This is a genomic window from Stenotrophomonas sp. Steno-Z4, from assembly GCF_056393145.1.
The window spans coordinates 179,770-190,915 of record NZ_JBWJPC010000006.1; the positions used below are offsets into that span (position 1 = coordinate 179,770).

10 protein-coding genes are annotated in these 11,146 nt (G+C 67.2%); 7 read left to right on the plus strand and 3 right to left on the minus strand.

Annotated features, from left to right (window positions below; translation table 11 throughout):
* Nucleotides 1-69 precede the first annotated feature (69 nt).
* Nucleotides 70-1,089: a LysR family transcriptional regulator gene (locus AC06E7_RS15120; protein WP_068854629.1), complete on the minus strand. Its 1,020-nt coding sequence runs from the start codon at nt 1,087-1,089 to the stop codon at nt 70-72.
* A 141-nt stretch (nt 1,090-1,230) separates the two neighbouring features.
* Between AC06E7_RS15120 and AC06E7_RS15125 the strand changes: the two genes are divergently transcribed.
* The 7 genes from AC06E7_RS15125 to AC06E7_RS15155 all read left to right on the plus strand — a co-directional run bounded on the left by AC06E7_RS15125 (nt 1,231) and on the right by AC06E7_RS15155 (nt 9,421).
* On the plus strand, nt 1,231-1,458 hold the full coding sequence (locus AC06E7_RS15125; RefSeq protein ID WP_070206429.1) for a hypothetical protein: 228 nt from the start codon (nt 1,231-1,233) through the stop codon (nt 1,456-1,458).
* Nucleotides 1,455-2,225 (plus strand): SDR family NAD(P)-dependent oxidoreductase, encoded by a 771-nt coding sequence (locus AC06E7_RS15130; protein ID WP_184124008.1) that lies wholly within the window; start codon nt 1,455-1,457, stop codon nt 2,223-2,225. The genes AC06E7_RS15125 and AC06E7_RS15130 overlap by 4 nt, the downstream gene beginning before the upstream one ends.
* A 92-nt stretch (nt 2,226-2,317) precedes the next feature.
* Complete coding sequence (locus AC06E7_RS15135; protein WP_068851102.1) at nt 2,318-3,520, plus strand: efflux RND transporter periplasmic adaptor subunit; 1,203 nt, start codon at nt 2,318-2,320, stop codon at nt 3,518-3,520.
* A 128-nt stretch (nt 3,521-3,648) separates the two neighbouring features.
* Nucleotides 3,649-6,819, plus strand: a complete 3,171-nt coding sequence (locus AC06E7_RS15140; RefSeq protein ID WP_478065190.1) for an efflux RND transporter permease subunit — start codon at nt 3,649-3,651, stop codon at nt 6,817-6,819.
* Nucleotides 6,820-6,844: 25 nt separating this feature from the next.
* The gene (locus AC06E7_RS15145; RefSeq protein ID WP_478065191.1) at nt 6,845-7,582 is read left to right on the plus strand and encodes an SDR family oxidoreductase; all 738 of its coding nucleotides are present in this window, start codon (nt 6,845-6,847) and stop codon (nt 7,580-7,582) included.
* A complete protein-coding gene (locus tag AC06E7_RS15150; RefSeq protein WP_068851111.1) occupies nt 7,576-9,006 on the plus strand; it encodes an efflux transporter outer membrane subunit in 1,431 nt (476 codons plus the stop codon). The genes AC06E7_RS15145 and AC06E7_RS15150 overlap by 7 nt, the downstream gene beginning before the upstream one ends.
* 229 nt (nt 9,007-9,235) lie before the next feature.
* On the plus strand, nt 9,236-9,421 hold the full coding sequence (locus AC06E7_RS15155; RefSeq protein ID WP_478065192.1) for a hypothetical protein: 186 nt from the start codon (nt 9,236-9,238) through the stop codon (nt 9,419-9,421).
* 73 nt (nt 9,422-9,494) lie between these two features.
* Here the strand turns inward: AC06E7_RS15155 and AC06E7_RS15160 are convergent, their stop codons facing one another.
* Together AC06E7_RS15160 and AC06E7_RS15165 are read right to left on the minus strand one after the other, a co-directional pair.
* A complete protein-coding gene (locus AC06E7_RS15160; protein WP_478065193.1) occupies nt 9,495-10,361 on the minus strand; it encodes an endonuclease/exonuclease/phosphatase family protein in 867 nt (288 codons plus the stop codon).
* A 95-nt stretch (nt 10,362-10,456) separates the two neighbouring features.
* A complete protein-coding gene (locus tag AC06E7_RS15165) occupies nt 10,457-11,125 on the minus strand; it encodes a hypothetical protein (RefSeq protein WP_478065194.1) in 669 nt (222 codons plus the stop codon).
* Nucleotides 11,126-11,146: the final 21 nt, after the last annotated feature.

Genomic DNA, 11,146 nt, shown 5'->3' on the forward strand with positions numbered 1-11,146 from the left:
AGCCGACTAACAGTCGGCTCTACAAGTCGGCTCTACCTGCCGGCTCCGCCTGCCGCACCACCGCGACGATCAGGCGGTCACCGTCTCCAGGATCCGCTTCCCGGTCTCCTGCAGCTCCGCTTCGGCTTCCTTCTGCTGCTGCTTGGCCAGCTTCGCCGCCGGGCACTGGGCCAGCATGTAGTTGGCGTCGAAGTTGAGCTTTTCCACCAGGAAATCGACGAACGCGCGCACCTTCGGCGACACCAGCCGGCCGCCGGCGAACACCGCGTTGAAGTCCACCTCCGGGCCGGTCCAGCCCGCCAGCACACGGCGCACCATGCCCGATTCGATGAACGGCTTGGCCATCACATCGCCGGTGAGCAGGAGGCCTTCGCCGCAGACCAGCGCGCCGTTCAACGCCGACGGGTCATTGGCCACCAGCAGCGGATTGACCGGGAAATCGCGCAGGTCGCCGCCGTTCTCGCCGAGCTGCCAGAAGAACCGGTTGTTGTTGAGGTTGCGGGCCTTGCGCATCGCCAGGATGCGGTGGAACTGCAGTTCGTCCGGGTGCAGCGGCTCGCCGTAGCGTTCGATGTAGGCGGGGCTGGCGAACACCTGCGTGCGCAGGCTGCCCAGCTTGCGCGCCACCAGGTTCGAATCGGGCAGGGCGCCCACGCGCAGCGCCAGGTCCGCTTCACCCGCGATGAGGTCGAGCTTTTCGTTGCCCAGGTGCATGTCCAGCTGGATCTCCGGGTACTGGGCGTGGAACTGCCCCAGCAGCGGTGCGATCCAGGTGATGCCGATCGAATAGGGCACGGTGAAGCGCAACCAGCCGCGTGGGCCGGACTGCAGCTGGTTGACCGCGCCTTCGGCCTCTTCCAGCTCGCGCGCGATGCGCTGGCAATGTTCGTGGTACACCGAGCCGGCCTCGGTCAGGCCCAGCCGGCGCGTGGTCCGGTGCAGCAGGCGTGCGCCCAGGCGCGTTTCCAGTTCCTGCACTTTGCGGCTGACGGTGGTCTTGGGCAGGCCGAGCGCGTTGGCAGCGGCAATGAAACTGCCTTGCTCGACCACCTTGACGAAGATCAGCGTGTCGTTGAGATCGTGGGCCATGACGGAGTCCATATCGGGGGATGGGTAGGGTGCCCGAAAGATTGTGCCGGGTACGGGACGATTATTCCCCTTAATTCGGACTAATCAAGGGGGAGTTCGAGGACTAATCTGGCGCCATTCCCGAATTGGAGGACGCCAACCATGTGGTTGCAGAACATTCTAGGCCGCGTCATCGGCGGCCGCACGCCCTCGCTGGACCTGGCCCTGACCGTTGAAAAGCGCCCCTCGGCCTTCTCCGGCAAGGCTTTCCGCGAGTTCACCCCGCCCGCCAACCTGCAGCGCGGCGGCAGCCTGCGCCTGGGGGCCCGCAACGGCGGCCGACTGGGCCGAATTGGGATTATCCCGGCGACGGGAGTTAAAGTCCCATGAACGGGACACTGGCCCCCGAAGTGCTGGTGCTTGGCGGCACCGGCAGCGTCGGGCAGGGCATCGTGGCTGCGCTGCTGGAGGCCGGCAGCCCGGTCCTGGTGGTTGGCCGCGACCCGGGCCGGCTTGCAGCGCTGCGCGAGCAGTTTGCCGACGAGCCGGGGCTGGAAACGCTGTTGGGCTCGCTCGCCGACGATGGCTCGGCGCTGGCCCTGGCCGAACGCATCGCGCAGCGGCCGCGCACGCTTGCTGCGGTCATCGATGCAATGGGCGGCCCCTATAACCGCGGCCGGGTCATCGACCGCAGCGGCGATGCGCTGCTGCAGGCGCTGCAGGCCGACGTGATGCCGCACGTGCACGCCGGCCGCCGCCTGCTGCCGCTGCTGCAGAGTGAAGGCCACCCGCGCCGCTATGTGCTGGTCGGCAGCCCGGCCGGCTTCAAGCCGTGGGCCGGCTACGGCGAAAGCTCCATCACCGGCGCCGCCACGCGCATGTACGCGCAGGTGCTGCACCAGGAGGCGCAGGCCCTGGGCGTGCGCGCGCAGATGCTGGAAGTGTGCAACCCGGTGTGCACGCCGAGCAACGCCGCCAACGCGTGCATCGAATGGCCGAGCGCGCTGCTGGTCGGCCGCCGCGTGGTTTCCCTGCTCGACAACTGCGTCGACAACCGCGCCATCGTGCGCTGCGACACCCGCGATGCGGAACTTCCGCGTGGACTGCTGCAACTGGACCGACCTCCCGCCTGGCGCGACATCGCCGGTGTCGCTTGACCTTTACCTAGGTTCAGGTCCCAGGCTACCGCCCCCGGCAGTACCACGTGATTTTGTTTTTCTTTGACCACCCCTACGTACGGATGCATTCCATGACTTCCTCCAATTCCACTCCGCATCGCTTCTCCCGACGGCTGGCCATGGCCGGCGTGTCGATCCTGGCCGCCGCGGTGCTGACCGCGTGCAGCGGCAGCCAGGCCGAAACCGCCGGCCCGCCGCCGCCGCAGGTCAGCGCCGCGCCGGTGCTGGTCAAGCCGGTCAGCCAGTGGGACGACTTCAGCGGCCGCGTCGAGGCGGTGCAGAGCGTCGAACTGCGCCCGCGCGTGTCCGGCTACATCGACAAGGTCAACTACGTCGAAGGTGACGAAGTGAAGAAGGGCGATGTGCTCTTCACCATCGACGCGCGCAGCTACCAGGCCGAGTACGACCGCGCCCGCGCCGAACTCACCCGCGCCCGCACCCAGTCCACCCTGGCCCGCAGCGAGTCCGAGCGCGCCAAGAAGCTGTCCGAGCAGCAGGCCATCTCCACCGAATCCTGGGAGCAGCGCCGCGCCGCCGCCGACCAGGCCGGTGCCAACGTGCAGGCCGCGCAGGCCGCGTTGGATGCGGCGGCATTGAACCTGGAATTCACCAAGGTGCGCGCGCCCATCAACGGCCGCGCGGGCCGCGCGATGGTGACCGCCGGAAACCTGGTCACCGCGGGCGACAGCGCGAGCGTGCTGACCACGCTGGTCTCGCTGGATACCGTGTTCGTGTACTTCGATGCCGACGAGGGCACCTTCCTGCGGTACGCGCAGATGGCACGCAAGGGCGAGCGCCCGAGCGAGCGCGACAGCGAGCTGCCGGTGAAGGTGGGCCTGTCCGGTGAAGAGGGCTTCCCGCATGCGGGCAAGGTCGACTTCCTGGACAACCAGGTCACCCGGAGCACCGGCACCATCCGCGTGCGTGCGCTGCTGGACAACGCCGACCGCGCCTTCACCCCGGGGCTGTTCGCCCGCGTGCAGCTGCTCGGCAGCGGCGAGTTCCAGGCCATGCTGATCGACGACAAGGCCGTGCTCACCGACCAGGACCGCAAGTACGTGTACGTGGTCGACAAGGAAGGCAAGGCGCAGCGCCGCGACATCCAGCTGGGCCGCACCGCCGAAGGCCTGCGCATCGTGCAGCAGGGGCTGGCGGCCGGCGACCGGGTGATCATCGATGGCGTGCAGAAGGTGTTCATGCCGGGGATGCCGGTGCAGGCCAAGGCGGTTGCGATGCAGCCGGCTGCGGCGGCTGCGCCTGTTGCATTGAATTGAAGAGCAGCCGACCAACGGTCGGCTCTACCGTGTCTTTCAACGCCCCGTGGGGCACCGCTCCCGCTGTCGTCTTCGACAGCGGCAGGGGTGCTGCACGCCGGCGTTGGTGAAAACCCAGGAATCCCCTAATGGACTTTTCCCGTTTCTTCATCGACAGGCCGATTTTCGCGGCGGTGCTGTCGATCGTGATCTTCGCCGCCGGCCTGATCTCCATACCCATGCTGCCGATCGGCGAGTACCCCGAAGTGGTGCCGCCGTCGGTGGTGGTGCGCACCGTGTACCCGGGTGCGAACCCGAAGGTGATCGCCGAAACCGTGGCCACCCCGCTGGAAGAGGCGATCAACGGCGTTGAGGGCATGATGTACCTCAAGTCGGTGGCCGGTTCGGACGGCGTCCTGCAGATGACCGTCACCTTCCGCCCGGGCACCGACCCGGACGATGCGGCGGTGAAGGTGCAGAACCGCGTGGCGCAGGCCCAGGCACGCCTGCCGGAAGATGTGCGGCGGCAGGGTGTGACCACCCAGAAGCAGTCGCCCACCTTCCTGATGGTGGTGCACCTGACCTCGCCGAAGGGCAAGTACGACACCCTGTACCTGCGCAACTACGCCCGCCTGCACGTCAAGGACGCGCTGGCGCGCATCCAGGGCGTGGGCGACGCGCAGATCTTCGGTGGCGGCGACTACGCCATGCGTGCCTGGCTGGACCCGGACAAGGTGGCCGCGCGCGGCCTGACCGCCAGCGACGTGGTGCGCGCCATGCGCGAGCAGAACGTGCAGGTCTCGGCCGGCCAGCTCGGCGCCGAGCCGATGCCCAACAGCCAGTTCCTGACCCTGATCAATGCCCAGGGCCGCCTGCGCAGCGAGCAGGAGTTCGGTGACATCGTGCTCAAGGCCGGTACCGACGGTGAAGTGGTGCGGCTGTCCGACGTGGCCCGGGTGGAACTGGGTGCCGGCGATTACACCCTGCGCTCTCAGCTGGATGGCAAGAACGCGGTGGGCATCGGTATCTTCCAGGCCCCGGGTGCCAACGCGCTGGAGATCCGCGATGCGGTGATCGGCACGATGGACGAGATGCAGAAGACCTTCCCGGACGACGTCAAGTACGAAGCGGTGTACGACACCACCATCTTCGTGCGCGACTCGATCAAGGCGGTGGTCTCCACGCTGCTGGAAGCCATCGCGCTGGTGGTGCTGGTGGTGATCCTGTTCCTGCAGACCTGGCGCGCCTCGATCATTCCGTTGATCGCCGTGCCGGTGTCCATCGTGGGTACGTTCGCCGCGCTGTACGTGCTGGGCTTCTCGATCAACACGCTGAGCCTGTTCGGGCTGGTGTTGGCGATCGGCATCGTGGTCGATGACGCGATCGTGGTGGTGGAAAACGTCGAACGCAACATCGAAGAGGGCCTGACCCCGCTTACCGCTGCGCACCAGGCCATGAAGGAAGTGTCCGGGCCGATCGTCGCGATCGCGCTGGTGCTGTGTGCGGTGTTCGTGCCGATGGCGTTCCTGTCCGGTGTGACCGGCCAGTTCTACAAGCAGTTCGCCGTCACCATCGCCATCTCCACGGTGATCTCGGCGATCAACTCGCTGACCCTGTCGCCGGCCCTGGCCGCGCGCCTGCTCAAGCCGCATGACGCGCCCAAGGATGGCCCCACCCGCATCATCGACCGCCTGTTCGGCTGGGTATTCCGTCCGTTCAACCGCTTCTTCAAGTCCAGCTCGGAGAAGTACGAGCGCGGCGTGTCGAAGATCCTGGGTCGTCGTGGTGCGGTGTTCCTGGTGTACGCGGTGCTGCTGGTCGCCACCGGTTTCATCTTCAAGGTGGTGCCGCCGGGCTTCATCCCGACCCAGGACAAGCTGTACCTGATCGCCGGTGTGAAGCTGCCGGAAGGGTCGTCCATTGCCCGTACCGATGAAATGCTGCGCAAGGTGGCCAGGATCGCCCAGGAAACCGAGGGCGTGGCGCACACCATTTCGTTCCCGGGCCTGAACGCGCTGCAGTTCACCAACACGCCCAACACCGGCGTGGCGTTCATTCCGCTCAAGCCGTTCAACGAGCGCCATGGTCGCACCGCTGCCGAGATCAACGCCGAGATCAACCAGAAGATCGCCGGGCTGCAGGAAGGCTTCGCCTTCGCGATGATGCCGCCGCCGATCCTGGGCCTGGGCAACGGCAACGGCTACCAGATGTTCATCGAAGACCGCGGCAACCTGGGCTACGGTGCGTTGCAGACGGCGGTGAGCCAGATGCAGGGTGCGGTGGCGCAGACCCCGGGCATGGCCTTCCCGATCACCAGCTACCAGGCCAACGTGCCGCAGCTGGATGCCGAAGTGGACCGGGTCAAGGCCAAGGCGCAGGGCGTGCAGCTCACCGAGCTGTTCGACACCCTGCAGACCTACCTGGGTTCGTCCTACGTCAACGACTTCAACGAGTTCGGTCGTACCTGGCAGGTGATCGCCCAGGCCGACGGCCAGTTCCGCAACAGCGTGGAAGACATCGGCAAGCTGCGTACCCGCAACGACCGTGGCGAGATGGTGCCGATCGGTTCGATGGTGACCGTCAAGGAAACCTACGGCCCCGACCCGGTGCTGCGCTTCAACGGCTACCCGGCCGCGGACCTGGCCGGCGAAGCCGACCCGCGCCTGCTGTCGTCGGCCGAAGCGATGAACAACCTGACCGAGATCGCCGCCAAGGTGCTGCCGGTGGGCATGACCACCGAATGGACCGACCTGAGCTACCAGCAGGCCACCCAGGGCAAGGCCGCCTTCATCGTGTTCCCGGTGGCGATCCTGCTGGCGTTCCTGGTGCTGGCCGCCCTGTACGAGAGCTGGTCGCTGCCGCTGGCGGTGATCCTGATCGTGCCGATGACGCTGCTGTCGGCCCTGTTCGGCGTATGGTTGACCGGCGGTGACAACAACGTGTTCGTGCAGGTGGGCCTGGTGGTGCTGATGGGCCTGGCGTGCAAGAACGCGATCCTGATCGTCGAATTCGCCCGCGAGCTGGAAATGGGCGGCAAGGGGATCGTGGAAGCCGCGCTGGAAGCGTGCCGCCTGCGTCTGCGTCCGATCGTGATGACCTCCATCGCGTTCATCGCCGGCACCATCCCGCTGGTGGTGTCGCACGGCGCCGGTGCGGAGGTGCGCTCGGTGACCGGTATCACCGTGTTCGCCGGCATGCTCGGTGTGACCCTGTTCGGCCTGTTCCTGACCCCGGTGTTCTACGTGGCGCTGCGCAAGTTCGTGAGCCGGAATGGCGGCGGCAAGCTGGTCACCCACGGCGAATCCACCCTGCATCACTGATCCCGACCCCTACGAGGAATCACCCATGAATACCGCTACTTCCAAGATCGCCCTGGTCACCGGTGCCACCCGTGGCATCGGCCTGGAAACCGTCCGCCAGCTGGCCCAGGCCGGCGTGCACACGCTGCTGGCCGGGCGCAAGCGCGACACCGCCGTGGCCGAAGCGCTGAAGCTGCAGGCCGAAGGCCTGCCGGTGGAGGCGATCCAGCTGGACGTCGGTGATGCCGCCAGCATCGCCGACGCCGTACAGGAGGTCACCGACCGCCATGGCCGGCTGGACATCCTGGTCAACAACGCCGGCATCCTGCTCGACGACCCCGCGCTGGCGCCGTCGGCGCAGACCCTGGACACCTGGCGGCAGACCTTCGACACCAACGTGTTCGCGGTGATTGCGGTCACCCAGGCGTTCCTGCCGCTGATCAAGGCATCGCCGGCCGGGCGTATCGTCAACGTGTCCAGCATCCTGGGCTCGCTGACCCTGCACAGCCAGCCGGGTTCGCCGATATACGGTTTCGCGGTGCCGGCCTACAACGCGTCCAAGAGCGCGGTGAACGCCTGGACCGTGCAGCTGGCCTATGAGCTGCGCGAGGGCACCATCAAGGTCAACACCGTGCACCCGGGCTACGTGAAAACCGACATGAACCGGGGCGAAGGCGAAATCGAAATCGCCGATGGCGCGCGCTCCAGCGTGGGCATGGCGCTGATCGGTGCCGACGGCCCCAACGGCAGCTTCACCTACCTGGGCGAGGTGCTGCCATGGTGATCCGTGTGTTGACCGCCGCCGTTGCCAGCGCGCTGCTGGCCGGCTGCGTCAGCGTCGGCCCCAACTACCAGGCACCACCGGCGCAGCCGGTGGTCCTGCAGGGCGCCGCCGCGCCGGTGTTCAGCACCACCTCGCCGGTGGCCAGCTGGTGGGCGCAGTTCGATGACCCGGTGCTGGAACAGCTGGTGCACGACGCCCTGGGCGACAACCTGGACCTGCGCATCGCGATGGCGCGTGTGCGCGAAGCCCGTGCGGTGTTCGTCGAGCAGCGCCTGGACCAGCTGCCACACGTGACCAGCGGCGGCAGCTACGACCGCCGCAAGCAGCCGGACCTGACCGCCGGTGGCGAGCGTGTCTTCAGCGAGACCTACCAGCTTGGCTTTGACGCCGGCTGGGAGCTGGATCTGTTCGGTCGCCAGCGCCGTGCCGCCGAAGCGGCGCGTGCGGACCTGGGCGCCGAGCAGGACAACCTGGCCGACGCGCAGGTCACGGTGGCTGCCGAAGTGGCGCGCAACTACTTCGAACTGCGCGGCACCCAGAAGCGCATCGAAGTCGCCAAGCGCACGCTGGTGAACCTGCGCGACACCCAGAAGCTCACCGAAACCCGGTGGGACCTGGGGGCGGGCAGCGAACTGGACGTGCAGAGCAGCCGGGCGCGGTTGAAGGCGATCGAGGCCGACATTCCGCTGCTGGAAGTGGCCGAAGTGCAGTCGCGGCATCGGCTGGCGGTGCTGCTGGGGCAGCGCCCGGACGCGTTGGACACGCTGCTGGAACCGCGTGATGCCGCGCCGTATGCCAAGGCATTGCCGCTCGGCGATACCACCGACCTGCTGCGCCAGCGTGCCGACGTGCGCGTCGCTGAGCGTCGCCTGGCCGCCGCCACGGCGCGGGTTGGCGTGGCCACCGCCGATCTGTTCCCGCGGATCAGCCTGAGCGGGTTTGTCGGCTTCCTGTCCGGCGATGCCAGCGGGCTGGTCAACGGCAACAACAAGGCATGGTCGGTGACCCCGTCGATCAGCTGGGCTGCGTTCGATTTCGGTACCGTGAAGGCGCGCCTGCGGGCCAGCAAGGCCCAGGCTGACGGCGCGGCGGCCGAGTATGAGAAGGCGGTGCTGCTGGCGCTGGAAGATACCGAGAACGCGTTGACCCGTTATGCCAAGCAGCAGGCCCGCCTGGCGATCGTCGCCGAGCAGGCGCAGGCCGCCCGGCGTGCCGAACAGCTGGCGCAGATCCGCTACCGCGAAGGGTCGGAAGATTTCCTGACCCTGCTGGATGCACAGCGCACCCAGCTGGCGGCGGATGACGCGTTGGCGGCGGCCGAGTCGACGGTGAACGTCAGCGTGGTCGGTGTGTACAAGGCGCTGGGCGGTTGGGGCCAGCAGCAGGATGCAACCCCGCCGGCGGTGGCCGGCACGATGCGGTGATGGACGGCAGGGGGCGGCAAGAGTCGCCCCCTGCACACTTTGTAATGGTTCGCCGCAAAGGCGTACCGGAGAACCCCGCGCTGACGGCTTTGCCTCTGCCGGGTAGAACCGACCCGGTGCTAAAAACAGTCCCTGTCCGGGGATATGTGTAATGCAACGGAATTGCTGGAAGCCGCCACGTGCGGGAAAGGAAGAACAGGCATCGGCGTCCTCTGGACTGTCCCCAGGCGTGATTGTGTTGCTGGTTGCCGCCGCCCTCACCGTGAGCCTTGGCTTCGCGCGCTTGCCCGACAGCCTGCTCGGCATCGGCGTAGTGGGCGTTGGCGTATTCCTGGCCATCAGCGCCCGGATCTGCCAAGCGCGCGAACAGCACCAGGCCCTGTGCAAAGCACTCGAGGGCCTGCGCCGGGGGTAGCTTCGCATCCCGATCGACTGCCGTTGGGTTTCCGGGAACCGCCTGTGCTCCGTTGAGCGTCACGCGTTACCGGTCAAGGCGTGGACGCGGCCGGGAACACCAGTTCTGCCAGGACCGGGTAGTGGTCCGACGGCACCACGCCGCCCGGTTTCTGGTCCAGCGTGGCGAATCGGTTCACACCAAAGCCGCGGACCAGGATCCAGTCGATCTCGGCGGTGGGCGTATCGCTGAAGTTCTGGAAGGTCAGGCGCGGGCCTTCGACCTTGCGTGCCAGCTTGCGGGCATCGGCCAGTCCGGTGGTGAACGCCGCATACGTGGTGCTGCCCGGTTCGCTGTTGAAATCGCCGGTGACCACCACCGGAATGTCCTTCGGCAGCGCGGCCAGGCGCTGGGTGATCAGCTTGGCGCCCAGTACGCGGCGCGGCTCGTCTTCATCGCGGTAGGGCAGGTGGGTGTTGTACAGGTAGAAGCGCTTGCCGTCGGCGGCACGTTCGAACAGCGCCCAGGTCACCATGCGCGGCATCAGGTTGCCCCAGGTGATGCTGCCGGCCACCTCCGGTGTATCGGACAGCCAGAAGTTGCCCGATTCGACCACCTTCAATGCGGCGCTGTCGTAGAACACGCCCATGTGCTCCTCATTGTCGCCGGGCCCACGCGGCTCGCCAAACCACCGGTAGCCGGGCAGGTGCTGCACCAGGTAGTCAGCCTGGTTGGTTTTGAGCTCCTGGGTACCGAACACCACCGGGTGCTGCTCGCGCAGCAGCGCCACCATCGCATCGCGACGGTCCTCCCAGCGCTTGTTCGGCTCGGTGTCCACCGGGGTGCGGACATTGAATGACATCACCCGCAGCGGCTCGGGCGCCTTGGCCAGGGCGGAGCCGAGCGGCAACGCCAGCGCGATCAGGGCCAGCAGGGCTGGACGACGAAAAGCAGACAGCATGGGAATCCCTCCATTCCGTGAAATCGTTTGCAGAGGGTGCCATGGAATGACCGGGCCCGACTATGCGGACGTTGGCGGTAGCGGCGGGCAGCGGCTCAGCTGCCCAGCAGCACGATCCCGACCGTCATGTTGATCGCCGTCCCCAGCGCGAACACCCACAGCGCCGACAGTACCGAGTTCAGCCAGGAGCGCTGCAGGGCGACCTTCAGCCAGCTGGCCTGGATCACCAGGTACCAGCCGGCCGAGATCACGCCGGTGGCGATCCCGAGCGTGGTGGAGAGCTCGCCAGGCAGGCGCACGAACACCATGCTGGTGGACAGCGCCACCGCGAACGGCGCGGTCAGGTAGCACTGCATGAAGAACGGGCGGCGCAGCGATTCGCGGGTCATCGGCACGCGCTTGCGGCGCAGCAGGTGCACGGTGGCGATCAGCGGCCAGATCGCGAAGGTGATGGAGCGGTACAGCAGCAGGCTTTCCTCGTTGCCCATCACCGTGCGCGACAGCTCGCTGGTGCCGGCCACGGTCTGGTGCATCAGCAGCTCCACCCCGTGCGCGACCAGCACCGCCAGCATCAGGAACATCGGCGGGCTGATCGCATCGTCGAACTGGCGCTCCAGCTTCTGGGTCAGTTCGGTGTTCACGTACTGCGCCATCCGCCGCGGATGCATCACCACCCGGTACAGCGTGCGCGGGAAGAACAGGAACCAGGTGCAGAGCTCGTACAGGAACTCTTCGAGCGAACGCAGCAGCTTGAGGAAATCCATGCAGGCCTCGGGCGCGGGGCA

Coding starts and splice junctions, on each gene's coding strand:
- AC06E7_RS15120 (WP_068854629.1), bottom strand. CDS start 1,089: ATGGCCCACGATCTCAACGACACGCTGATCTTCGTCAAGGTGGTCGAG.
- AC06E7_RS15125 (WP_070206429.1), top strand. CDS start 1,231: ATGTGGTTGCAGAACATTCTAGGCCGCGTCATCGGCGGCCGCACGCCC.
- AC06E7_RS15130 (WP_184124008.1), top strand. CDS start 1,455: ATGAACGGGACACTGGCCCCCGAAGTGCTGGTGCTTGGCGGCACCGGC.
- AC06E7_RS15135 (WP_068851102.1), top strand. CDS start 2,318: ATGACTTCCTCCAATTCCACTCCGCATCGCTTCTCCCGACGGCTGGCC.
- AC06E7_RS15140 (WP_478065190.1), top strand. CDS start 3,649: ATGGACTTTTCCCGTTTCTTCATCGACAGGCCGATTTTCGCGGCGGTG.
- AC06E7_RS15145 (WP_478065191.1), top strand. CDS start 6,845: ATGAATACCGCTACTTCCAAGATCGCCCTGGTCACCGGTGCCACCCGT.
- AC06E7_RS15150 (WP_068851111.1), top strand. CDS start 7,576: ATGGTGATCCGTGTGTTGACCGCCGCCGTTGCCAGCGCGCTGCTGGCC.
- AC06E7_RS15160 (WP_478065193.1), bottom strand. CDS start 10,361: ATGCTGTCTGCTTTTCGTCGTCCAGCCCTGCTGGCCCTGATCGCGCTG.
- AC06E7_RS15165 (WP_478065194.1), bottom strand. CDS start 11,125: ATGGATTTCCTCAAGCTGCTGCGTTCGCTCGAAGAGTTCCTGTACGAG.